Source organism: Streptomyces sp. NPDC004561 (assembly GCF_053602155.1).
Map to the genome: position 1 here is coordinate 21,449 of NZ_JBSGDB010000016.1, position 23,469 is coordinate 44,917.

The window sequence follows — 23,469 nt, forward strand, 5'->3', positions numbered from 1 at the left end:
GGCCGGGCGGACGTCCTCCCGCCCCCACGGCGATGTGTCGTGCTGGACGCAGAACGTCAGCAGCAGTGGCTGCAGCCGGAGCCGCCGCCCTCGCTGGTGCAGCCCGGGGTGCACCACGAGACGCTCGTGATGGCGGGGCCGGCAACGGACTTCTCCACGCCGATCTCGAGGTCGAGGTCGAACAGGTTCGAGTCGTTCTGCGACAGGCTAGATGCCTTGATTCCCATGGTGACTCCTCTGCAGGAACCGAACGGATGTTCGTGGGTCGCGATCCGTGGATTACGCAATCACGATCCTTCGCGACCAATCAACGGGCTTGATCGGGCTTGGCAGCGTTGGCAGTTCCGTGACAGGCAGTAGGCGTCACCGTGCGTGCGCAGCGCATTCCGGCCGGAATTGATCACGTCTGTCCGTGCTCGGTGAACCGATCAGGGATTTCGGGATACGTACATGATGTGTGCTCGGACGAAGCTCTCCTCAGCGCCGTCGCCCGCGGCGACCAGGCTGCCCTGCGTGTCCTCTACGAAAGGCATGCTGCCGCCATGCTCCGGTTCATCCGAAGACTCACCTCGGACCAGGGAGTGTCCGAGGAGATCCTGCAGGAGGCCTGGCTGGCCGTATGGCGCTCCGCGGACGGCTTCCGAGGTGAGTCCTCCGCGCGGGGGTGGCTCATGGGCGTGGCCAGACGCCAGGCTCACAACCAGCTCCGCAAGTCACGGCCGCAACCAGCGGATCTGTCCGAGGCCCAGGATGTCCCGGACCCCGCACCCAGCGTGGAGGACCAGATCGTGAGGCAGGCCGAGCGCACCGAGGTACAGGCCGCGGTACGCGCCCTTCCCGGACATTTGCGCGAGGTTCTCGCGCTGGTACTGGTCGACGAACTGCCCTACCCGGAAGTGGCCACCGTGCTCGCCATTCCGGTGGGCACCGTCAAGAGTCGGATGTCCCACGCGCGAAGACGCCTGGGGAACATGCTCGCCGCCACGCGGCTGGAAGGAACGGGGCGACGATGACAGAGCACTTGGCAGACGACATCCTGGCGCGTCTTGCGTTCCCCGGGCCCGACGAGCCAGAGCGCAGACGGCACCTGGAGAACTGCTCCGACTGCTCGACACGGATGGGCGCTTGGCAGGACATCGGCTCGGCGATGCGCACCGAGGCGGCCGAATCGGTCGTCTCTCCGCCCTCGTTCGACGCTCTCCTCGGGTCCGTTTTGGCCGACGCCGGCCCACGGGACGCGGCCAAGCGGCCCGAGGCGGGCCCAGGCACATCCGAAGGCCCCGAACGCGTCCCCGGCCTGCCCCACCCCTGGCGGACGGCATGGCAACTGGCTGTGCGGCAGGGTGTGTTGATGCCGGGCACCTGGGCGCCGTTGAGCGCCGTCGGGTTCCTCGGGGCGACACTGCTGGCGTCGACATCCGTACAGGAGCGGTTCGCGGTGCGGCTGTTCGGCGCGGCGGTGGTGCTGCTGGTGATGTTCGGCGCACTGATGGCGGCATCCCCCCGGCGCGACCCCAGGCGCGAACTGCTCTTCACCCTGCCGGTGTCGCCCGCAGCGGTGTTTCTGGCCCGCCTGGCGGTGGTGCTCTGTGCCGACGTGGCGATGGCGATGGCCTCTTCTACGCTGGTGCACGGGCCCGGGTGGTGGGCAGTGGTGTCGGGCTGGCTCGGTGAGTCACTGCTCGCTGCCTCCCTCGCGCTCGCGCTGGCAGTCCGGTTCGGTCCCGCGCAGGGCGTCGCGGCCGGCGGCGCGTTGTGGCTGCTGGGCGTGGTGAGCGGTCCCGAGGGGGTGTTCTCCACCCCCGTCGACTCGCTGACGAAAGCCCTCCTGTCGACGACACCGTGGACATTGGTCCTGGCCGTGGTCCTCCTGGCCTGGGCCGCCAGCGCCATGCGGTCGTTCGGGCCGGCCACGCCGCCGCAATAGCAGGGCGGGGGTGGGGCGCACCTCCTCACGTACGAGCGGTATCGCACGCGTTGGCGATTCACTCATTGGAAGTGTGAACCGTTGCCGCTCGCGCCGCTACGTACGAGGTGTACGCCGCTCCTGCCCGGCGCCCCCGTAGCCGAGCATGGGCGGCGGTACACCCCGCGCTCACCGGGCGACCGGGCAACAATGGGAGGAGCTGGAAGATTGACCGCCGCGACGTGGTGGACGTACGAGAGACGCCGATGTGGCAGACAGGCTTTCGTCCTGCCGGTGCTGGCGGCGCTGCTCTCCTACACGGCGGTGGCGGCCGGCCCGGGCGGCGGCATGATGCTCGGCCGGGTGCTCCTGGACTGCGCGCTGCCCACCGGCGCGGCACTTGCCTGCGCGGCGGTGGTGGCGCGCGATGCTCTGCTGGAACTGCATATGTCGCTGCCCACCCCCTACCCGCACACCGTCGCCTGCCGGATCGCCTGGCCCGCCGCAGTCACGGCGGTGACCGCACTCGCCCTGGTGACGCTGGTGGCAGCCACCGGCCATGAGCTCGATGTCTGGTCCATGCTTCTGAAGCTGGCCGGGTTCACCGCACTGCTGAGCGGCGGTGCCGTGTGGGTGACGGTGCGGACCAGGTCGGCCGCTCCCGCCACCGGCCTGGTCGTCGCGACCGCCATGGCCAAGCTACTGCTGGTCGACCGGGTGGTGCCGGACGGGGCCGGGCAGGCGGTGCCCGCACTGGTGGCGGGGATCTGGCTGATCGCTCTGGCACTGCGGGACCTCGCCCCCGGCGGGCGTGCGGTGCGCGACGGAAGTGTCCTGGGCCGAAGGCCGAAAGCGGGAACCCGAGCCGGCCACAGCGCCGGAGAACTCGTCGGCGCCGAGGAGGCGACATGACCGTGCTGCTGTGGACACTGCGGTACGAGGCCCTCATGGCGGCCCGTCGCAAGGTGGTGTGGGGCACGGTCCTGCCCCTGGCCCTGCTGAGCCTGCTGCTGGCCGCGACCTCTCCGGTCGTCACCGGCCAGGGCGACCCGGCCACGCGGGTCGGCGCGGCCGCCGTACTCGTCAACACCTTCTACACCCTGGGTGTCGGCCTCGCGCTGGCCGACCGCCTGCGCCGCCGTGAGGAGTGCGGCATGCCCGATCTGCTGGCAGCCACCCCCGCCGGACCGTTGCAGCGGACCGCCGGGACACTGGCCGGTCCGCTGCTGACCGCCCTTGCCCCGGCCACCGCCCTCTTTCTGCTGTACGCGGTGGTGGTCTCGGCGGCCGAGGGGTCCCTGTCGCCGCTGAGCTCGGCCGCGGCCTCGCTGGTGTTGGTCATACTCCCGGCGTCTATGCTGGTCACCGCCTTCGCCGGACTGCTCGGCGTACTGCTGCCGGTGGCCGCAGCCCGCGCCGTCACGGTCGTGGTCTGGCTGTGGGCCTGCCACTTTCCGCCGGCGTTCTCGCCCCTGCCGACGGCAACCGGCACCGTCCTGTCCCCCCTCGGCGGCTACCCGCTGGTCGCCTGGGCGCACGCGCCGAAGGTGTGGGCGGCCCGGCAGGGCACCGGACCGCTGCGCCCCCAGGTCGGGGACGCGACCGCACTTCTGAACGTCACCCTCGTACTCGGCACGGCCGCGGCTTGTTACGCACTCGGCCATCTCGTCACCCGCATCAGAGGGCAGGGAACGTCATGAACATCACCACTGAACAACTGACGAAGGTTTACCCGGGTGGCCGCCGCGCGCTGGACGCCGTCGACCTGGACATCGAGAGCGGCACCGTCGGTCTGCTGGGCGCCAACGGCGCGGGCAAAACCACGCTGCTGCGCATCATCACGGGTGTGCTGCGCCCCACTTCGGGACGCGTGCTCGTCGCCGGGCACGATCTGTCGACCAGCGCCGGTGCCACCGCCGCCAAACGGTCCTTGGGCTATCTGCCCCAGGAACTGTCCTTGTACCCCGATCTGACCACGCGTGAGTTCCTCGACTACATCGGCGTGCTGAAGGGCATCGACGACAAACGTGAACGCCATCGGCAGGTCGACGACCGAATCGCCGCGGTCGGTCTGGAAGAGCGGGCCTGCGAGAAGCTGGCCGGATTCTCCGGCGGCATGAAGCGCCGGGTCGGCATCGCACAGGCGCTGATGGGCAACCCCTCCGTCCTGATCGTCGACGAGCCCACCACCGGCCTCGACCCGCACGAAAGGATGCGCTTTCGTACACTTCTCGCCGGCCTCGGCCACGGCCGTACCGTCCTCCTGTCCACCCACATCCTCGACGACGTCGCCCAGACCTGCCCCGAGGTGGCGGTGCTCGCCTCCGGCCGCCTGGTCTTTCACGACGACACCACCGCCCTCGTCAGCCAGGCAGTCGGCTGCACCTACGTGTACCCGGCCGTCGACCCCATCGCCGGACCACCGGCCGGCGCCGAGGTGGTGAACGCGGTGACCACCGCCCGGGGAACCGAGTACCGCATCGTCACGAACCATCCGCCCGCCGGTGCCCGTCCGGTCGAGCCGTCGCTCGAGGACGGTTACGCCGCCCTGCTCGGCGCCGACGGAGCGGCCCGCCGCACCAGCACACAACGACAGTGAGGGAGCAAGCAAATGACCGCGACATACCGGTGTACGACCACCACAACGACAACCGACGCCGACCCCTTACCCGAGTCGGCCACCGCTCGTCAGCGACCACGCCCGGCGGCTGCGCTCATGGTCTCGGCCGTGGCGGGCATAGCACTGCTCGCCCTGACCGCCTGCGGGAGCGGCGGTCGCACCCAACCCGAGACCAAGAACCCCGTGCCGCTGCCGAGCCCGACCTCCACCAAGCAGTCGATGAGCGAGAGGAACCTCGGCTATGCCTGGCCGCTGACCGTCGACCACGGCACCGCCGAGTGCCGTCGGGGGGACCAGGCGGTTTTCACCGTTCCCGACGGCACCACCTACGCGCTCAACGACCGGGCCCGGCGGGCCGGTTACCGCGACATCGAGCCCGTGCGCGCATCCGGCAAGGGTGGCGCCGAGGTGAGCCTCGGCACGCTGCTCAGCAGGTCCCTGAAGCTCTGTCGGGCCGGGAGATGACCCGGTCGAACCGGCCGCGCATCGACCGTGCAGTGATCGATATAGCTCTCAATTGACCAATATTGATCACGTAAATGATCGAGAATGACTACGGGGACGAACACCACGGGGGAAGTCGCCTTGCAGCGCCAGCGCCAGCACCACGACCACGATCCCAACACCACCGAACTTCGCGTCCTGATCCACTCCGGACTCAGGGCGCACTTCGACTTGCCGCACACCCCGCTCAGCCTGCTCCGCTCCGGCCTGGACAGTATCGAGTTCGTCGACGACGAGGACCTGACCGCCCCCGGAGGGACGCTCGATCTGCCGGTACTGATCCCGGTCACCAGCGAGTTCCAGGCCGAGGGGCTGCGCGCTGTGCGGGTGCGGCACCCCTTGTCCATGCTCATAGGCGTGACCAACGATGTCTCGGGACAGCGCACGTACTATGCGATCCGTTCCGGTGCGAACTTCGTGCTCAACTTCGCTATACCTGGCGAAAGCCAGATCGACATATTGTGCGCGCAGATCCGGGCGCACCGCCTGACCGCCGCCGACACCACCGCCGTCTGGCTCCCAGACATCCCGGGCGCCCCCGACAGCCGTGGGCTCACCGGCTCCGCACTGCATGAGGAGCTCGGTGCCCACGACGGCGAGAACCGGGAACGTCTGGAATCCGCGCATTCGATCCTGTCCCCCAGCGACAAGGAGCTGGTGCGCCTGCTCTGTACATCTATGACCGTGACCGAGATCGCGCGGCGCCACTACTGTTCCGAGCGGTCCATGTACCGCCGAATCCGTAAGCTGTACGACGGTCTGGGCGTCGGCGGCCGCACCGAGCTGATGTCGGAGGCCGCCGCACTCGGCCTGATCCGGCCGTTGACGGCGCACGCCTGCTGAGGTCCACCGACAGGCACCTTTTGCACAAACCGGAGCCACCAGACCCGGATCCGGCCCTCCGATGGCCCCGTGACGTTCGACGCCGGGGCCATCGACCGTCTCCGCCAGTCAGCGGATGCCCGCATCGGCGGTTTCCACCAGCCGGAAGAATCCGGCCTCCACGTCCCCGTCGACGGCAAGGCCCGCCAGTGGCCCTTCGTAGCGTGTGCGGCCGGCCACCAGCACCTGCACCCGGTCGCAGACGTGTGCGACCTCTGCCAGCTGGTGGCTGGCGATCAGCACAGCCACTCCCTCACCGGCGAGCGAACGGATGATCCCGCGCATCTCACGGATGCCGACGGGGTCAAGACCGTTCGTGGGCTCGTCCAGGACGATCAGCCTCGGCCTGGCAAGCAGAGCGACGGCGATACCAAGCCGCCAGCGCATCCCAAGCGAATACGCCCCGATCCTCCGGTCCCGCGCCTCCGTCATCTTGACCAGGCGTAGCGCCGGTTCGATCCACTCCTCGGGCACGCAGCGCAGTCGGGCGTGCACCTTCATCGTCTCGTCGGCCGTCAGCGTCGGCCAAAGTCCGGGCACTTCGATCAGTGCACCGACCTCGGCCAGCGAATCGCGCCCGATGGGCCTGCCGAAGATCTCGATGCTGCCCGACGTCGGGCGCTGCAGGCCCAAGAGCGCCTTCATGAGCGTCGTCTTACCGGCACCGTTGGGTCCGAGCAGGCCGTACACCTCTCCGGACTCCACAGTGAGGTCCACACCATCCAGGGCGCGGTGTGAGCCGTAGTGCTTGTGCAGCTGACGGATCGTGAGGGCCGGCGTCGCGTGCTGGCCCGACCTTCGGGGTGTCGCCGTGGTCATGTCAGATCTCCTTGCGCCTCATGTGCATACTGCCCGCCACCAGCAGGACCCCCGTCAGTACGACGGCGAGTCCCACGGCGAGCGGGATGGCGGACATACTGGTCACCGGGCTGTCCTTGGGCAGTGGCACACCGTTGGGCCCGATGCCGGCGAGCGGCAGCACCACCCGCATCGGCCAGGCGAACGGAACCGCATACCAGAAGACTTTGTCCGAGACGAGCGCCCCGCACAGCAGGCCCGCAACTCCCACTCCGATACTGGGCCCCATACCCCACACCACCGAGACCAGCACGGACAGGGCCGTCATGGAAAGCCCCACCAGCCAGGGCAGGTAGACGGCCGCGACCACCGTGCCCATGGCTCCGGGGAAACGTCCGCTGATCATCGCGCCGAAGGAGAGCATCACCACCAGCACGGTGGAGGAGAGGAAGCCAAGTACGCCCAGAGCGGTCACCTTGCCGATGAAGTACCTCTCGCGCGGCACGCCGTACGACAACAGCAGCCGCCAGGCGTCCTGGTCGGCACGGACCGACAGGGCAGCGGCCAGGCCCGCGGTCATCGGTACCAGCACACCCCAGAACTCCAGCGTCACATTCCGAAACACCTCGAAGGTGTGCCCCGCCTTGGCCTCAGGAGAGCCGAGAGCGCCGAGGAAGAGGGGAACGGTGATGATGACGGGCGCCAGGACGTGGTACCAGAAGAGGAATCCCCTTCTGTTGCGGGCGAGTTCGGTGCCCGTCACGGTCACCAGCGGAGGGTTGTCACGCTGCCCTGCGAGGGGTTGGACAGCTGCGCCGTTCGCCATGGTTGTCTCCTGCCTGGCCGCTTCTGATTACGCCGAGTACGTAGCGAGGAACAGCGGGCTGGTTCACGGTCGAGAGACCGCGGCAGTTGGCAGACAACTGACACCGGCCTGTCAACTGCTCCGACAGAAGCGGTTTTCGGCGTCCTCAGATGCGAGGGTCGTAGCTGTCGTCGGCCCGGCCGAGGCCCCGAGGGCCTTCGGACCGGCGCGCCCCGGCTCCACACACCGTCAGGGAGGAACAGCCTTGAAGACGCTCCGCCGCACGCTTGTCGCCGGTGCCATGGCGCTCGCCATCGGGGGCATCGTCGCGCCCGTCGCCTCTGCCACCACCATGTCCCACACGGCCGAGGCCGGAATCCAGCGGATCTGGCACGCCACGGTCCAGTGCCAGATCGTTCGCATCAGCGACAACCACGTCGTGGGTTACGAGAGGGCCGACGGCACGGGCAACACCGAGCAGGCGGCCATCAACGACGCGGCGCGCAACATCCCCGTTCCGGCGGGCCACTACAAGCGCCACTGCGACGCAAAGCGCACCTGGTAAAATTGGGTAAAAGGGGGGCGATTCATCTCGCCTCCCTTTCCTGCCCCTTGGACAAGATGGGTGAACCATGCCTGAAGACCCAAGCGTCTACGAACTGCGGCTGGGCGTGTACGCAACGCGGGAACAGGCCGAAGAGGTCAAGGAACGCATCGCCAAGCTGCTGTGCCCGGATCCTGACCACGCCCCGCCGTGCCCGATCCCGTGGTCGGTGTCCCTCCTCGACGCATCGGATCTCGATGATCCCGACACCTACGCGGATCTGGTCGAGCAGGCGAGGATCGAGAACCGCAGCCGCCCGTGACGTCGGCGGGCTGCCCAGGCCGCGGCCGGCGTCGCCGGCGTCCGGCGCAACGAGCCATTCTTCACCGATCTGCACGCTTTTGCCGACCTTCTGTTCGGTCGGCTACGGGAGTTGGCGGACCGCCCGATGGCATTCTTCGGCCACAGCATGGGGACGGTCCTGGCCTTCGAGGTGGCCCGGCGTTTCGAGCAAGAACTCGGGACGACAAGGTCCGATTGACCGACGACGGCCTGACCGGCGCCGCCGACCCCCGAACCTCCCACCGGGAGGCGGCCGCTCGGCGCGAGCACAGCACAGGCGCCTTCGACACCGGTTCGAATCCGCCCTGCGGGTCTTGCCAGAACCCGAGCGCCGGCAGTCGCTGCTGCCGCTGATCCACGCCTTCCGGTAACCCGGCACACCCGTCCGCGGCTCCGCCGTCCCATCCCAACGCTTCCAGCAAGCCGTCCGCGAAGCCGAGATCGGCGGCGCCGGGGAAACACCACATCTTTTCCGCCGCGCTGATCACCGAGTAGGTGACCGACCTGCGTCAGCTGAATCTGCTGTAGGCCGATGAAGCAAGACGAGAGAGGCCGGCGCCCGGACGCTGGGACCACCACCGATCAAGATCGAGCGGGAGGCGGAACGAGCGTCATGTGAGCGTCAGGAAGTGCGCTCAGCCTGAAGACATCGCTGCGATCCGGCTGACCCGTCACCATGAGAACCGCAGGTCAGGAGCCCTTCGCGGCAGGCTCCAGAATCGCCACGCACTCCACGTGATGCGTCATCGGGAACAGGTCGAACGCCCGCAGCGTCCGCACCCGGTAGCCGCCCTCGCGGAAGTACGCCAGGTCGCGGGCCAGCGCGGCCGGGTCGCAGGCGACGTAGGCGATGCGGCGGGCGCCGAGGGAGGAGATGTGGGCGACGGTCGCGCGGCCCGCGCCGGCGCGGGGCGGGTCCAGGACGATGAGGTCGACCTCGGTGATGCCGGTGCGCGGCAGGACCGACTCGACCTTGCCCTGCTCGACGCGGACCCGCGGGAAGCCGGCCAGGTTGTGCCGCGCGTCCTCCACCGCCCGCTTGCCGGACTCGATGCCGAGGACCGCGCCCTTCTCGCCGAGGCGGTCGGCGAGGGCCCCGGCGAAGAGGCCGACGCCGCAGTAGAGGTCGATGGCCATCTCGCCCTTGCGCGGGAGCAGGCCCTGCATGACGGCGGTGACCAGGGTGTCGGCGGCCTTCGGGTGGACCTGCCAGAAACCGCCGCTGCCGACGCGGTAGGTGCGGTCGTCGGCACGCTCACGCACGAACGCGCGGCCGTGGACGCGGTGGACGCCGCCGTCCTTCTCGTCGACGCGCATGACGGAGACGGGCCGGTCCAGCTCGACGAGCGGCAGCCGGGCGCCGGGCCGGGGCTCCAGGATCACCATGCGGTCCTGGGAGCCCGTCGCGGCGATCGCGTCGACGGACGCCATGCCGGTCCAGTCCCGCTTCTCGATGCCCAGCTCGGACACGCCCTCCGCGGCGATCATGCAGTGGTCGATGCGCTCGACCTCGTGCGAGCGGTGCCGGCGCAGACCCGCGTGGCCCTCGGCATCGACGGCGTACTGGACCCGGGTGCGCCACTGCGGGACCTGTCCGGCCGGCAGCTTGTCGCCCTCGGCCGGCAGCACGGTGCCGTCCCAGCCCGCCTCCTCGGGGGTGAGCCCCGCGAGGCGCCTGAGCTGTTCGGCGACGACCTCGCCCTTCAGCCGGCGCTGGGCGCCCGGCTTGGCGTGCTGCCAGTCGCAGCCGCCGCAGCGGCCGGGGCCGGCGAAGGGGCAGGGCGCCTCGATGCGGTCCTTGGAGGCCTCGAGGACGCGCACGGCGTCCGCGCGGAGGTAGCGGGCGCCCTCCTCGCCCTCGGTCACCTTCGCCACCACCCGCTCGCCCGGCAGCGCGTGACGGACGAAGAGCACCTGCCCCTCGGCGGTGCGGGCGATGCAGTGGCCGCCGTGGGCGACGGGGCCGATCTCGACCTCGTACTCCTCGCCCACCAGAGACTTGGTCGGTTCTGCCTGCATGGTGGGATGACTCCAGATCGAGAAATCGACAAAGGGCTACGGGCCTGGTGGGCCCGACAACAGCCCACCAGTCTACGGCCTCGCCGCGCCGCCTCAGTCCTTGGCCGCCGTCGGCTCCTTCGGCCGCTCCGCGGCCGGACCGCGCCGGACCGCGCCCGGCGCGCTCCACTCCTGCCGCTTGCGGGCCCGGGCCCGCGCCACCTCGGAGGAGGCCAGCTGGTAGGGCACCGAGGTGACCATCACACCGGCCGTGAACAGCAGGCGGCCCTTGAGGCGCAGCGCGCTCTGGTTGTGCAGCAGGTGCTCGTACCAGTGGCCGACCACGTACTCGGGGATGATCACCGAGACCGCGTCGCGCGGGGACTCCTTGCGCAGGCTCTTGACGTACTCGATCACCGGGCGGGTGACCTCGCGGTACGGCGAGTCCAGGACCTTCAGCGGGACCTCGATGCCGCGCCGCTCCCACTCGTCGCGCAGCGCCTTGGTCTCGGCCGGGTCGACGTTGACCGTCAGCGCCTCCAGGGTGTCCGAGCGCATCAGCTTGGCGTAGGCCAGGGCACGCAGGGTGGGGCGGTGGATCTTGGAGATCAGCACCACCGAGTGGATCCGCGACGGACGGACCAGGTCGTCGTCCGGCTCCTCGGGGGCGGCGATCTCCTCGGCGACGCGGTCGTAGTGCCTGCGGATGGCGGTCATCGTCGCGTAGAAGATGCACATGCCGAGCAGGGCGACCCAGGCGCCGTGCGTGAACTTGGTGACCAGCACGACGACCAGCACCAGGCCGGTCAGGAAGGCGCCGAACGCGTTGATCGCGCGGGAGCGGATCATGTGGCGGCGCTTGGCCTGGTCCGTCTCGACCCGCAGGTGCCGGTTCCAGTGCCGGACCATGCCGGTCTGGCTGAGCGTGAAGGACACGAACACGCCGACGATGTACAGCTGGATCAGGCGCGTGGAGTCCGCGCCGTAGAGGACGGTCAGCAGGGTCGCGGCGCCCGCGAGCAGCACGATGCCGTTGGAGAAGGCGAGGCGGTCGCCGCGGGTGTGCAGCTGGCGCGGCAGGTAGCGGTCCTGGGCGAGGATCGAGCCCAGCAGCGGGAAGCCGTTGTACGCCGTGTTCGCGGCCAGGAACAGCACCAGGGCGGTGGCCGCCGCCAGGACCACGAACAGGAAGCTGCCCTTGCCGAAGACCGCCTCGGCGACCTGGGAGATCACCGGGTTCTGGACGTAGCCGGAGCCGATCGGGTGGCCGTTGTTCAGCAGGTCGGTGGCCGGGTTCTCGGCCATGCGGACCTTCGTGGTCATGGCGAGGGCGATGATGCCGCAGAACATGGTGACGGCCAGCAGGCCCATCGCCGCGAGCGTGGTCGCGGCGTTCTTCGACTTGGGCTTGCGGAAGGCCGGGACGCCGTTGGAGATCGCCTCGACGCCGGTGAGCGCGGCACAGCCGGAGGAGAAGGCACGCAGCAGCAGGAAGATCAGGGCGAAGCCCGCGAGTCCCTGGTGCTCGGCCCTGATGGCGTAGTCGGCGGTCGGCGCCCGCATGGTGGCGCCGAGGATCAGGCCGCGGAACGCGCCCCAGGCGATCATGACGAAGACGCCGCCGACGAAGACGTACGTCGGGATCGCGAAGAGCTTGCCCGACTCCTTCACGCCCCGCAGGTTCATCAGGGTCAGCAGCACGATCACGACGACCGCGCAGAGCACCTTGTGCTGGACCACGAAGGGGATCGCGGAGCCGAGGTTCTCGATGCCGGAGGCGATCGACACGGCGACGGTCATCACGTAGTCGACGAGCAGGGCGCTGGCGACCGTGAGGCCGGCCTTGGCGCCCAGGTTGGTCGTGGCGACCTCGTAGTCGCCGCCGCCGCTCGGGTACGCGTGCACGTTCTGCCGGTAGGAGGCGACCACGGTGAACATCAGCACCACGACCGCGACGGCGATCCACGGGCTGAAGTGGTACGCCGACACGCCCGCGATGGACAGGACCAGCAGGACCTCCCCCGGCGCGTAGGCGACAGAGGACAGCGGGTCGGAGGCGAAGACGGGGAGTGCGATGCGCTTCGGCAGGAGGGTCTCACCCAGCCGGTCACTGCGCAGTGCGCGCCCGATCAGGATCCGTTTGGGCACGTCGGTCAGTTTGGACACGAGAGAGGATCGTAAGCCTTCGAACAGGCAGCCGCCCACCCCCTCCCCCATATCTGCCCCCCGGGTGAACTCGTAGGGGAATAAAAGTGCGGATTCCGTGGTCCGGTCGCCGGTCGTGCCTAGATGGCAAACCCCGCCTGTCTGCGACCCTTCGGAGGTCCCATGCCCCCGGCCGCTGAGCTGATCGGGGCCGTGGTCGCCCTGACCGGCCTCGGAATCCTGACCTTGTACAGCGTGCGCAGCATCACGCGCCGGTGAGCGCTGTTCTTGTGAGCGTTCTGTGCTCTACGGCACACGCGGGGTCCGCACGGCGAGCAGGGCGACATCGTCGTCGAACACCTGGCCGCATCCGGCGAGTAGGGCGTCGCACAGGTCGTCCAGCGGGGCCCTGGCCAGGCGGGCGGCCTGCTCCGCCAGGCCGTCCAGTCCGGCGTCGATGTCCCGGTCGCGCCGCTCGACCAGCCCGTCGGTGAACAGCAGCAGGGTGCCGGCCGGCGGGAGGGGGTGCTCGTGGCTGAACCGGGGTACGGACGCGTCGATGCCGACCGGGATGCCGTGCCGGACGGGTGCCAGGTAGCGGGTGTCGCCGTCCGCGCCGATCAGCAGCGGCGGCAGATGCCCGGCGTTGCTCCAGCCGAAGGTGTACTGCCCGCCGGGGTCAGGGCCACGTTCGAGGCGGCCGAGCACCAGGGTGGCCGTGGGCGGCTCGTCGAACATCGTCAGGGCGTGGTCGAGCCGCGACACGACGAGGCCGGGCGGCTCGCAGCGGTCGTAGGCGAGCGCTCGCAGCATGTTGCGGATCTGGCCCATCAGCGGGGCGGCCTCGACGTCGTGGCCGGTGACGTCGCCCACCACCACGCAGGCGGCGCCGTCGGGCAGCGCCATGGCGTCGTACCAGTCACCGCCCAGCCTCGGCAGCTCGGAGGCGGGCTCGTAGCGGGCCGCGACGCGCAGCGGGGAGAGGTCGGCCATGACGGGCAGCATGCGGCTCTGGAAGTGCTCGGCGGCGTGTTTGAGGTGCTCGTACAGGCGGGCGTTCTCGATGCTGACGCCCGCGGCGCCGGCCAGCGCCGTCAGCAGGCCCTCGTCGTCGTCGTGGAACAGCGTGCCGTCGTTCTTGTCGGCGACGTAGAGGTCGCCGTAGACGGTGTCGCGCACCAGGATCGGAACGCCCAGCAGGGTGCGCATGACCGGGTGCCCGGGCGGAAAGCCGGCGGAACGGGGGTGTGCGGTCACCTCGGCCACACGCAGCGGCTGCCGGTCGTCCACCAGCGTGTGCAGCAGGCCGTGGCCCTGCGGCAGGCCGATGTCGGCACACAGGTGCGGGTCGTCGATGCCCGCGGTGATCAGGTCGGTGACCTCGCCGCGCTCCCCCAGCACGCCCAGTGCCCCGTAGCGCGCGCCGACGAGGTCGGTGGCGGCTTCGACGATGCGGTGCAGCACCGTCCGGGTGTCCATGTCGGCGCTGATCGCCAGGACGGCGTCCAGCAGCCGCTTCAGCCGGTGCCGGTCCGAAGCGGGCTGATGCGGCCCCGCGGACACGGCGTCCCGGTCCCGCTCCTCGGCGGCGGCTGCGGCCTCCGGCTGTGGGCCGCCGAACGGCGGCTCCGACGGGGTGTGCGCCATGGTGCTGCCTCCCGGCGCCGCGCACGGGCGCCGTCGTCCCATCGCCCTGCCCTGCCCTGCCCTGCCCTGCCCTGCCCTGCCCTGCCACCCTACGCGCTCACCCGACCCCGAGCAGGTCCCCACACCCACCCCGAAAACCGCGTCCTCCGCCCCCTCACCGGACTCGGAGACCCTCAGAAGCCAATAGCTGCCGCCCGCAGGCGGCGACCAGCACGATTGGCCGACCGGGGCCCGGGTGACCGGCACCGGCCCGCCCCCGTCCCGTCCCGCGCGGCGGCCCAGGGCGCCCTGCCCCGAGCCGGCCTCGCGCACTGCCCGACGCCGGCCTCGCCCCCGCCGCGACCACCCCCACGATGTCCGTTTTGTCGGGATCGACGGAGTGTCGCACCCGCTCGGTCCCGCCATCGCGAAGGCATGGTGGTCATCGGCCCCCCGCAGGCGTGCGGCACGGGACCCCGGCGCCCGAGGAGGCGACTGATGTGAGCACCGAGCGGGCCGAAGCCGCAGCCGAGCGGCTGATGCGTACGGCGCAGTACTTCTTCCCCGGCACCCAGTCACCCGACCGGCGGATGCTGTACCGCGAGGGCGGCCGCGCGGCGGAGGAGTTCTACCGCGAGCGCTGGCGCCACGACCGGGAGGTGCGCTCCACGCACGGGGTGAACTGCACGGGGTCGTGCTCGTGGCGGGTCTTCGTCAAGGACGGCCTGATCACCTGGGAGACCCAGGCGACCGACTACCCCTCGGTGGGGCCCGACTCCCCGGAGTACGAGCCGCGGGGCTGCCCGCGCGGCGCGTCGTTCTCCTGGTACACCTACTCGCCCACCCGCATCCGCTACCCGTACGTGCGCGGCCCGCTGCTGGAGCTGTGGCGGGAGGCCAGGGCCCGCACGGCCGACCCGGTCGAGGCGTGGGAGTGGCTGACCGCGGATCCGGAGCGCTGCGCCGCCTACAAGCGGGCCCGCGGCAAGGGCGGTCTGGTGCGCTGCGACTGGCGCGAGGTGACCGAACTGGTGGCGGCCGCGCAGGTGCACACCGTGAAGCGGTACGGCCCGGACCGGATCGTGGGCTTCTCCCCGATCCCGGCGATGTCCATGGCGTCGTACGCGGCCGGCACCCGCTACCTGTCGATGATCGGCGGCACGATCTCCTCCTTCTACGACTGGTACGCCGACCTGCCCATGGCCTCGCCGCAGGTGTTCGGCGACCAGACCGACGTGCCGGAGTCCGGCGACTGGTGGAACGCCGGCTACCTGATCGTGTGGGGCACCAACCTGCCGATCACCCGCACCCCGGACGCGCACTTCATGACCGAGGCCCGCTACCGGGGACAGAAGGTCGTGGTGGTCTCCCCGGACTACGGCGACCACACCAAGTTCGCCGACGACTGGCTGGCGGCCGCCCCGGGCACCGACGGCGCCCTGGCGATGGCGATGGGCCATGTGATCCTCACCGAGTTCTACCGCGACCGGCAGGTGCCGTACTTCACCGAGTACGCCAGGACCTACACCGACCTGCCGTTCCTCGTGCGGTTGCGCGAACGCGAGGACGCCCATGTGCCGGACAAGTTCCTCACCGCCGCCGATCTGCCCGGACCGCCCCCGGACGCGGCCGAGTTCAAGACGGTCCTGCTGGACGGGCGCACCGGCGAGCCGGTGGTGCCGAACGGCTCGCTGGGCTTTCGCTGGTCCGAGTCGGGCAAGGGCCGGTGGAACCTGCGGCTGGAGGACGCCGACCCGCTGCTGACGCTGTACGGGCGGCCGGAGGCGGAAGCGGTGGCCGTGGACCTGCCGCGCTTCGACACCGGTGAGGGGGAGTCCGGCGCCGTGCTGCGCCGCGGTGTCCCGGCGGTGCGGGTCGGCGGGCACCTGGTGACCACCGTGTTCGACCTCGTGCTCGCCCAGTACGGCGTGGCCCGCGAGGGGCTGCCCGGCCGGTGGCCGGCCGGCTACGACGACGCGAGCGCGCCCTACACCCCGGCCTGGCAGGAGGGCATCACCTCGGTGCCGGCCGCGGCGGCCGCGCGGGTGGCGCGGGAGTTCGCCCGCAACGCCGAACGCACCGACGGCCGTTCGATGATCGCGATGGGGGCGGGCACCAACCACTGGTTCCACTCCGACCAGATCTACCGGGCGTTCCTGTCGCTGGTGATGCTCACCGGGAGCCAGGGCGTCAACGGCGGCGGATGGGCGCACTACGTCGGGCAGGAGAAGGTGCGGCCGCTGACCGGCTGGTCCCATCTCGCGTTCGGCCTGGACTGGCAGCGCCCGACCCGGCACATGGTGGGCACGCCGCTGTTCTGGCTGGCCACCGACCAGTGGCGCTACGAGGCGTTCCCCGCGGACACGCTGGCCGGCCCCCTGGGGCAGGGGCGGCTCACGGGGCGCACCCTGCCGGACTGCAACGCGCTGGCGGCCCGGCTGGGCTGGATGCCCTCGCACCCGGCCTTCGACCGCAACCCGCTGGACGTGTGCGACGAGGCCGAGCGGGCCGGCAAGGACGTACCGGACTACGTCGTCGAGGAGTTGAAGGCGGGCCGGCTGCGGTTCGCCGCGGAGGACCCGGACGACCCGGCGAACTTCCCGCGCGTCCTGCTCGTCTGGCGCGCGAACCTGTTCGCGTCGTCCATGAAGGGCCACGAGTACATGCTGCGGCACCTGCTCGGCACCGACGACGCCGTCACCGCCGCGGAGACCCCGCCCGGCCTGCGCCCCAAGGAGGTCACCTGGCGCGAGCAGGCCCCGGTCGGCAAGCTCGACCTGTCGGTGGCGGTCGACTTCCGGATGACCAGCACCTGCCTGTTCTCCGACGTGGTGCTGCCCGCGGCGACCTGGTACGAGAAGTACGACCTGTCCTCCACCGACATGCACCCGTTCGTGCACGCCTTCAGTCCGGCGATCGCGCCTCCGTGGCAGACCCGCACCGACTTCGACCTCTTCCACACCCTCGCCGCCGAGTTCTCCCGCCTGGCCAAGACCCATCTGGGGGTGCGCAGGGACGTCATCGCCGCGCCGCTCGCCCACGACACGGCGGACGAGATGGCGCAGCCGCACGGCCGGGTGCGCGACTGGAAGGCCGGGGAGTGCGAGCCGGTGCCGGGCAGGACGATGCCGAAGCTGATCGTGGTGGAGCGCGACTACGGCGAGGTGGCCGCGAAGATGGCCGCCGTCGGCCCGCTGCTGGACCGGCTGGGCACCTCCACCAAGGGCCTGACCTGGAAGCCGGACCAGGAGATCGACCACCTGCGCCGCAGCAACGGCACGGTCCGTGGCGGCATCGCCGACGGGCGTCCCTCGATCGCCCGCGACGACCAGTTCTGCGAGGCGATCCTCGCCCTGTCCGGGACGACCAACGGCCGCCTGGCCGTCGAGTCGCTGCGCGCGCTGGAGAAGCGCACCGGCGTGGAGCTGGCCGATCTCGCCGAGGAGCGCTCCGGCGACCGGATCACCTTCGAGGACACCCGCACCCAGCCCCGCGCGGTGATCACCTCGGCCGAGTGGTCCGGCACCGAGTCGGGCGGCCGCCGCTACTCCCCGTTCACCGTCAACGTCGAGCGCCTCAAGCCCTGGCACACCCTCACCGGCCGCCAGCACTTCTTCCTCGACCACGACTGGATGGCCGAGTTCGGCGAGCAACTGCCCGTCTACCGGCCGCCGTTGAACATGGTGGCCCACTTCGGCGACCCCACCCGCTCGCCGGACGGCCGCCCGGAACTCGTGGTGCGCTACCTGACCCCGCACTCGAAGTGGTCGATTCACTCCGAGTACCAGGAGAACCTGCACATGCTCACCCTCTTCCGGGGCGGCCCGGTGATCTGGATGAGCCCGGAGGACGCGGAGCGGATCGAGGTGGCCGACAACGACTGGATCGAGGCGTACAACCGCAACGGCGTGGTCGCCTGCCGCGCGGTCGTCACGCACCGCATGCCGCGGGGCACCGTGTTCATGTACCACACCATGGACCGGCACCTGAACGTGCCGAGGACGGAGACCTCCGGGCTGCACGGCGGCGGCGACAACTCCCTGACCCGGCTGCTGATCAAGCCGACCCATCTCATCGGCGGCTACGCCCAGTTCTCCTACGCCTTCAACTACATCGGCCCCACCGGCAACCAGCGCGACGAGATCACCGTCATCCGCCGGCGGTCCCAGGAGGTGCAGTTCTGATGCCCGCAGACACCGTCGGACCCCGCGGCAGAGCCCCTGTCGGACGGGTGATGGCGCAGGTCGCCATGGTGATGAACCTCGACAAGTGCATCGGCTGCCACACCTGCTCGGTCACCTGCAAACAGACCTGGACCAACCGGCCGGGCACCGAGTACGTGTGGTTCAACAACGTCGAGACCAAGCCCGGCTCCGGCTATCCCCGCCGGTACGAGGACCAGGAGAAGTGGAAGGGCGGCTGGACCCTGGACCGCCGCGGGAAGCTGAAGCTGAAGGCGGGGGGCCGGCTGCGCAAGCTGGCCACCCTCTTCCACAACCCGGACCTGCCCTCGCTCGACGACTTCTACGAGCCGTGGACGTACGACTACCAGAGCCTGACCACCGCGCCGCTGTCCGACAGCTTCACCAGCGCCCGCCCCAAGTCCCAGCTGACCGGCCGGAACATGCGCCCGGAGCACGGGCCGAACTGGGACGACGACCTCGCCGGAGCGTCCGCGTACGCGGCGGCCGACCCGAACCTCGCGGGTCTGTCGGAGCGGGTGCGCATGGAGTTCGAGCACGCGTTCATGTTCTATCTGCCGCGGATCTGCGAGCACTGCCTCAACCCCTCCTGCGTCGCCTCCTGTCCCTCCGGGGCGATGTACAAGCGGGAGGAGGACGGCATCGTGCTGGTCGACCAGGACCGCTGCCGCGGCTGGCGGTTCTGCGTGTCGGGCTGCCCGTACAAGAAGGTGTACTTCAACCACCGCACCGGCAAGGCCGAGAAGTGCACCTTCTGCTACCCGCGCATCGAGGCCGGGCAGCCCACCATCTGCTCCGAGACCTGCGTGGGCCGGCTGCGCCACCTCGGCGTGCTGCTCTACGACGCCGACGCCGTCCTGGAGGCGGCCTCGGTCAAGGACGAGAAGGACCTGTACGAGGCCCAGCTGTCGGTCTTCCTCGATCCCGAGGACCCCGAGGTGCAGGCGGCCGCGGAGCGCGACGGCATCGCGCACGACTGGCTGGAGGCCGCCCGGCGCTCCCCGGTGTACGCGCTCGTCAAGAAGCACCGGGTCGCGCTGCCGCTGCACCCGGAGTACCGCACCATGCCCATGGTCTGGTACGTGCCCCCGCTGTCCCCCGTCACGAACGCGGTGCACGCCACCGGCCACCACGACGACGACCCCGACCGGGTCTTCGCCGCCATCGACGCCCTGCGCATCCCCATGGAGTACCTGGCCAACCTCTTCACCGCCGGGGACACCGCGGTGATCGAGGGCGTGCTGCGCAGACTGACCGCGATGCGCGCCCACATGCGCGCCCAGCAACTCGGCGACCCGCCCGACCAGGTGCTGCTGGACGCGGCCGGCACGACCGCCGAGGACATCGAGGACCTGTACCGGCTGCTGGCCATCGCCAAGTACGACGACCGTTACGTCATCCCGAGGGTGCACGCGGAGGGCTCCGGCGCCCTGATGGCCCAGCACTGCTCCCTCGACTACCCCGGCGGCGTGGCCGACCGCGCCACCCACGACGCGGACCAGCGGACCGACGCGCCGCCACCGCTGCCGGGCACGGCCCCGTCCGGCGGCAGCCGGTTCCGCGACAGCGACGGGCAGGTGCGCTTCAACCTGCTCGGCTGGAACGGCGACGGCCCCGCCCCCGGGCTCTTCGGCGCCGAGGGGAGCGGCCGGTGATCCCCCGCCGCGCCCGCCGGCCGGCACCGGACACACCGCTGGTCCACCGCGTCGCCTCGGTCCTCCTGCGCTACCCGGACGAGACGATGCGGGCCTGCCTCGCCGACGTCGCCACCGCGCTGCCCGCCGTCCGCGACCCCGCCGACCGCGCCCGGCTCGCCGCCGCCCGCGACCACCTGGGCCGCCTCACCCCCACCGAGGCCGCCCAGCAGTACGTGGACACCTTCGACCACACCCGCCGCCGCTCCCTCCATCTGACCTACTACCGGCACGGCGACACCCGCGGGCGCGGCATGGCCCTCCTGGCCCTCAAACACGCCTACCGCCGGGCCGGACACGAACCGCCCGAGGGCGAACTGCCCGACTTCCTGCCGCTGGTCCTGGAGTTCGCCGCCCTCGCCCCCGAGCCCGGCCACGGCGTGCTGCTGCAGTGCCGGGCCGGCCTGGAACTCCTGCGCGAGGCGCTCCACGCGCGCTCCGGCCCCTACGCGCAGGTCCTGGACACGCTCTGCGGGCGGCTGCCCGAGCCGGGCCGCCGTGAGCGCGACACCTGGCGCCGGCTGGCCGCCGAGGGACCGCCGGGGGAAGAGGTCGGCCTGGAGCCCTTCGGGCCGCCGGAGCAGACCGGACTCGAGCCGTTCACCCCGTCCGAACCCCTGCCGGCACGGCCGACGCAGGGAGCACGTCCGACCGCGAAGGAGAGCCGGTGAGTACCTGGGACCTGTGGTGGTGGGTCATCCTGCCCTACCTCGCCCTCGTCACCTTCGTCGTCGGCCACGTCTGGCGCTGGCGCTACGACCAGTTCGGCTGGACCAGCCGCTCCTCCCAGCTCCAGGAGAGCAGACTGCTCAAGTGGGGCGGCCCGCTCTTCCACTACGGCACCTTCGCCGCCATCGCGGGCCATGTGCTGGGCATCCTCGTCCCGGAGTCGTTCACCCGGTGGCTCGGCATCCCCGAGGAGACCTACCGCTGGTTCTCCTCCGTCGGCGGCACCGTCGCCGCGCTCGCCGTGATCATCGGCGTCGCCGTCCTCGCCTTCCGCCGCACCACCGTGCCCCGGGTGCGGGCCAGCACCAGCCCCGTCGACTGGCTCGCCCTGATCCTGCTGGCGATCGTCATCGTGCTCGGCATCATCCCCACCATGGGGATCAACCTCTTCGGGGAGGGCTACGACTACCGGCAGAGCGTCGCTCTGTGGTTCCGCGGCCTGTTCGCGGCGAGCCCCGACGTGGCCGCCATCTCCCACGCGCCGCTCATCTACCAGGTCCACGCCACCGCCGCCTGGGCCATCCTCGCCGTGTGGCCCTTCACCCGACTGGTGCACGCGTGGAGCGTCCCGCTGTGGTACCTGTGGCGGCCGTTCGTCCTCTACCGCTCCCGCGTCGCCGCCCATCCCACCGAGCCCGGCACCAGCGGACGCCGCTGGCGCCGCATCGGCGTCCGCTACTGACACAGAAACGGCAGCACCCACCGCCATGCAGAAACTCTCCCTCGACGCCCTGGCCCGCGAACACCTGGAACGGGCCACCGCGTCCCCCACCGGCCGCAGCGCCGAGACCGTCCAGGGCGGCCACGAGCGCGTCCTCCGCCAGACCCTCATCGCCCTGCGGGCCGGCACCTCGCTGGCCGAGCACGAGAACCCGGGCGAGGCGACCGTGCTGGTGCTGCGTGGCCGGGTACGGCTGCTGAGCAACGACGAGGCGTGGGAGGGCATGGCCGGGGACCTGCTCCTCGTGCCGCCCGCCCGGCACAGCCTCGAAGCCCTGGAGGACGCGGCCGTACTCCTCACTGTCGCCAAGACCGCGTGACGTCAGCCCGCCGCTGCCCCGGGTGACCCGGCCGTCCCAGCCGATACGTTGGAACACGGGCAACGTACAGCAGGCTCACAGGCACCCGCGCTAGGTCGTGACCACGGTTCACCGGCATGATGTTGCCTGACGGCCGCGAGATGGGCCGCAAGCGTTGCCCGACGAGCCGAAAGAGGAAGATGAGCGGGACGTTCACCCAGGTCAAAGGGCCTATGGGAAGTGTGGTGTAAGCCGTGCACATCGTCATCATGGGCTGCGGGCGAGTAGGCTCCGCCCTCGCCCAGACCCTGGAGCAGCAGGGGCACACGGTCGCCGTCATCGACCAGGACCCGACCGCCTTCCGCCGGCTGGGCCCCGGATTCGGAGGCCGCCGGGTCACCGGGGTCGGCTTCGACCAGGACACCCTGCGCGAGGCGGGCATCGAGGAGGCCGGCGCCTTCGCCGCCGTCTCCAGCGGGGACAACTCCAACATCATCTCCGCGCGCGTGGCCCGCGAGATGTTCGGTGTGGAGAACGTCGCCGCCCGCATCTACGACCCCCGGCGCGCCGAGGTCTACCAGCGCCTCGGCATCCCCACCGTGGCCACGGTCCGCTGGACCGCCGACCAGATGCTGCGCCGGCTGCTGCCGTCCGGCGCCGAGCCGCTGTGGCGCGACCCCACCGGCGGGGTGCAGCTGGCCGAGGTGCACGCCTCCCCGAAGTGGGTCGGCCACAAGATCAGCAAGCTGCAGGACGAGACGGGCGTCCGGGTGGCGTTCCTGACCCGGCTGGGCGAGGCGATGCTGCCCACCTCCCAGACGGTGCTGCAGGAGGGCGACCTCGTGCACGTGATGATGCGGACGGACGACGTGGACAAGGTCGAGGCGGCGTTCGCCGGGGGCCCGGAAGAGGAGGGCGGTCACTGATGAGGGTCGCCATTGCCGGAGCCGGCGCCGTCGGCCGCTCGATCGCGGGCGAGCTGCTGGAGAACGGCCACGAGGTTCTGCTCATCGACAAGGCCCCGACCGCCATCTCGGTGGAGCGGGTGCCGCAGGCGGAGTGGCTGCTGGCCGACGCCTGTGAGATCACGTCCCTGGACGAGGCGGCGCTCCAGCGCTGCAACGTGGTGATCGCCGCGACCGGCGACGACAAGGTCAACCTGGTCGTCTCGCTGCTCGCCAAGACGGAGTACGGCGTCCCGCGCGTCGTGGCCCGCGTCAACAACCCGAAGAACGAGTGGCTGTTCAACGAGGCCTGGGGTGTGGACGTGGCCGTGTCCACCCCGCGCCTGATGTCCGCCCTGGTCGAGGAGGCGGTGAGCGTCGGCGACCTGGTCCGGCTGCTCCGCTTCAGCCACGGCGACGCCAACCTCGTCGAGCTGACGCTGCCCGAGGAGTCGGCCCTGGCCGGCACCCAGGTCGGCGACGTCGAGTGGCCGGAGGACACCTCGCTGGTCACGATCATCCGCGGCACCCGCGTCCTGACCCCCTCCAAGGAGGACTCCCTGGAGCCGGGCGACGAACTCCTCTTCGTGGCCGCCCAGGCCCGCGAGGAGCAGCTGTTTGATTCTGCCACGGCCGGGCCAATACGGTCAGCGACGCCTCAGTACCAGTCCGGACACGGCTCCCACCGCGGCCGATGCGGCCGGCGTCCAG

At 70.7% G+C, this 23,469-nt stretch carries 21 protein-coding genes and 2 pseudogenes; 17 read left to right on the top strand and 6 right to left on the bottom strand.

Translation table 11 applies throughout. The features are described 5' to 3' along the window. Positions 1–56: 56 nt before the first annotated feature. Positions 57–227: a gallidermin/nisin family lantibiotic gene (locus ACWEN3_RS03950; protein ID WP_452965318.1), complete on the bottom strand. Its 171-nt coding sequence runs from the start codon at positions 225–227 to the stop codon at positions 57–59. Positions 228–455: 228 nt separating this feature from the next. On the opposite strand from ACWEN3_RS03950, the gene ACWEN3_RS03955 reads away from it, so the two are divergent. From ACWEN3_RS03955 to ACWEN3_RS03985, 7 genes are all read left to right on the top strand, one after another. Next, positions 456–1,013, top strand: a complete 558-nt coding sequence (locus ACWEN3_RS03955; RefSeq protein WP_452965369.1) for an RNA polymerase sigma factor — start codon at positions 456–458, stop codon at positions 1,011–1,013. Between the two features lie 8 nt (positions 1,014–1,021). Then, a complete protein-coding gene (locus ACWEN3_RS03960) occupies positions 1,022–1,927 on the top strand; it encodes a hypothetical protein (RefSeq protein ID WP_452965320.1) in 906 nt (301 codons plus the stop codon). Between the two features lie 207 nt (positions 1,928–2,134). Next, complete coding sequence (locus tag ACWEN3_RS03965) at positions 2,135–2,818, top strand: hypothetical protein (protein ID WP_452965323.1); 684 nt, start codon at positions 2,135–2,137, stop codon at positions 2,816–2,818. Then, positions 2,815–3,606, top strand: a complete 792-nt coding sequence (locus tag ACWEN3_RS03970) for a hypothetical protein (protein ID WP_452965326.1) — start codon at positions 2,815–2,817, stop codon at positions 3,604–3,606. Before ACWEN3_RS03965 ends, ACWEN3_RS03970 begins: the two co-directional genes overlap by 4 nt. Beyond that, positions 3,603–4,505, top strand: a complete 903-nt coding sequence (locus tag ACWEN3_RS03975; protein WP_452965328.1) for an ATP-binding cassette domain-containing protein — start codon at positions 3,603–3,605, stop codon at positions 4,503–4,505. Before ACWEN3_RS03970 ends, ACWEN3_RS03975 begins: the two co-directional genes overlap by 4 nt. A gap of 129 nt (positions 4,506–4,634) precedes the next feature. After that, positions 4,635–4,991: a DUF2511 domain-containing protein gene (locus ACWEN3_RS03980; protein WP_452965330.1), complete on the top strand. Its 357-nt coding sequence runs from the start codon at positions 4,635–4,637 to the stop codon at positions 4,989–4,991. Between the two features lie 120 nt (positions 4,992–5,111). Then, the gene (locus ACWEN3_RS03985; RefSeq protein ID WP_452965333.1) at positions 5,112–5,873 is read left to right on the top strand and encodes a helix-turn-helix transcriptional regulator; all 762 of its coding nucleotides are present in this window, start codon (positions 5,112–5,114) and stop codon (positions 5,871–5,873) included. Positions 5,874–5,981: 108 nt separating this feature from the next. On the opposite strand, the gene ACWEN3_RS03990 is transcribed toward ACWEN3_RS03985, so the two are convergent. Both ACWEN3_RS03990 and ACWEN3_RS03995 read right to left on the bottom strand, forming a co-directional pair. Then, positions 5,982–6,731 carry an ABC transporter ATP-binding protein gene (locus ACWEN3_RS03990; protein ID WP_452965335.1) on the bottom strand — a complete coding sequence of 250 codons (750 nt, stop codon included), beginning with the start codon at positions 6,729–6,731 and terminating at the stop codon, positions 5,982–5,984. A gap of 1 nt (position 6,732) precedes the next feature. Next, positions 6,733–7,536, bottom strand: coding sequence for an ABC transporter permease (locus tag ACWEN3_RS03995; protein ID WP_452965338.1), 804 nt, complete (start codon positions 7,534–7,536; stop codon positions 6,733–6,735). A 244-nt stretch (positions 7,537–7,780) separates the two neighbouring features. On the opposite strand from ACWEN3_RS03995, the gene ACWEN3_RS04000 reads away from it, so the two are divergent. The 3 genes and pseudogenes from ACWEN3_RS04000 to ACWEN3_RS04010 all read left to right on the top strand — a co-directional run. Then, positions 7,781–8,080, top strand: coding sequence for a hypothetical protein (locus ACWEN3_RS04000; protein WP_452965341.1), 300 nt, complete (start codon positions 7,781–7,783; stop codon positions 8,078–8,080). A gap of 67 nt (positions 8,081–8,147) precedes the next feature. Further along, entirely contained in the window at positions 8,148–8,381 is a 234-nt protein-coding gene (locus ACWEN3_RS04005) for a hypothetical protein (protein WP_452965343.1), read from the top strand. A gap of 48 nt (positions 8,382–8,429) precedes the next feature. Continuing rightward, positions 8,430–8,600 (top strand): annotated as a pseudogene (locus tag ACWEN3_RS04010) (thioesterase domain-containing protein); the annotation flags it as partial. A 491-nt stretch (positions 8,601–9,091) separates the two neighbouring features. Here ACWEN3_RS04010 and ACWEN3_RS04015 read toward each other — a convergent pair. The 3 genes from ACWEN3_RS04015 to ACWEN3_RS04025 form a co-directional block, all read right to left on the bottom strand. After that, positions 9,092–10,420: a class I SAM-dependent RNA methyltransferase gene (locus ACWEN3_RS04015; RefSeq protein WP_452965346.1), complete on the bottom strand. Its 1,329-nt coding sequence runs from the start codon at positions 10,418–10,420 to the stop codon at positions 9,092–9,094. A 93-nt stretch (positions 10,421–10,513) separates the two neighbouring features. After that, positions 10,514–12,565 (bottom strand): APC family permease, encoded by a 2,052-nt coding sequence (locus tag ACWEN3_RS04020; protein ID WP_452965348.1) that lies wholly within the window; start codon positions 12,563–12,565, stop codon positions 10,514–10,516. Between the two features lie 285 nt (positions 12,566–12,850). Next, positions 12,851–14,191, bottom strand: a complete 1,341-nt coding sequence (locus ACWEN3_RS04025; protein ID WP_452965351.1) for a PP2C family protein-serine/threonine phosphatase — start codon at positions 14,189–14,191, stop codon at positions 12,851–12,853. A 518-nt stretch (positions 14,192–14,709) separates the two neighbouring features. On the opposite strand from ACWEN3_RS04025, the gene ACWEN3_RS04030 reads away from it, so the two are divergent. The 7 genes and pseudogenes from ACWEN3_RS04030 to ACWEN3_RS04060 form a co-directional block, all read left to right on the top strand. Continuing rightward, positions 14,710–18,354, top strand: a complete 3,645-nt coding sequence (locus ACWEN3_RS04030) for a nitrate reductase subunit alpha (protein WP_452965371.1) — start codon at positions 14,710–14,712, stop codon at positions 18,352–18,354. 50 nt (positions 18,355–18,404) lie between these two features. After that, positions 18,405–20,027 (top strand): nitrate reductase subunit beta, encoded by a 1,623-nt coding sequence (gene narH / locus ACWEN3_RS04035; protein ID WP_452965352.1) that lies wholly within the window; start codon positions 18,405–18,407, stop codon positions 20,025–20,027. Beyond that, on the top strand, positions 20,024–20,737 hold the full coding sequence (gene narJ, locus ACWEN3_RS04040) for a nitrate reductase molybdenum cofactor assembly chaperone (RefSeq protein ID WP_452965355.1): 714 nt from the start codon (positions 20,024–20,026) through the stop codon (positions 20,735–20,737). The genes narH and narJ overlap by 4 nt, the downstream gene beginning before the upstream one ends. Further along, the gene (gene narI / locus ACWEN3_RS04045) at positions 20,734–21,477 is read left to right on the top strand and encodes a respiratory nitrate reductase subunit gamma (RefSeq protein ID WP_452965357.1); all 744 of its coding nucleotides are present in this window, start codon (positions 20,734–20,736) and stop codon (positions 21,475–21,477) included. The genes narJ and narI overlap by 4 nt, the downstream gene beginning before the upstream one ends. Before the next feature lie 25 nt (positions 21,478–21,502). Continuing rightward, a complete protein-coding gene (locus ACWEN3_RS04050; RefSeq protein WP_452965360.1) occupies positions 21,503–21,835 on the top strand; it encodes a cupin domain-containing protein in 333 nt (110 codons plus the stop codon). A 233-nt stretch (positions 21,836–22,068) separates the two neighbouring features. Continuing rightward, the gene (locus ACWEN3_RS04055) at positions 22,069–22,740 is read left to right on the top strand and encodes an NAD-binding protein (protein ID WP_452965362.1); all 672 of its coding nucleotides are present in this window, start codon (positions 22,069–22,071) and stop codon (positions 22,738–22,740) included. Beyond that, positions 22,740–23,381: pseudogene (locus ACWEN3_RS04060) on the top strand (potassium channel family protein); the annotation flags it as partial. The gene ACWEN3_RS04055 and the pseudogene ACWEN3_RS04060, both read left to right, overlap by 1 nt. Between the last annotated feature and the right edge of the window lie 88 nt (positions 23,382–23,469).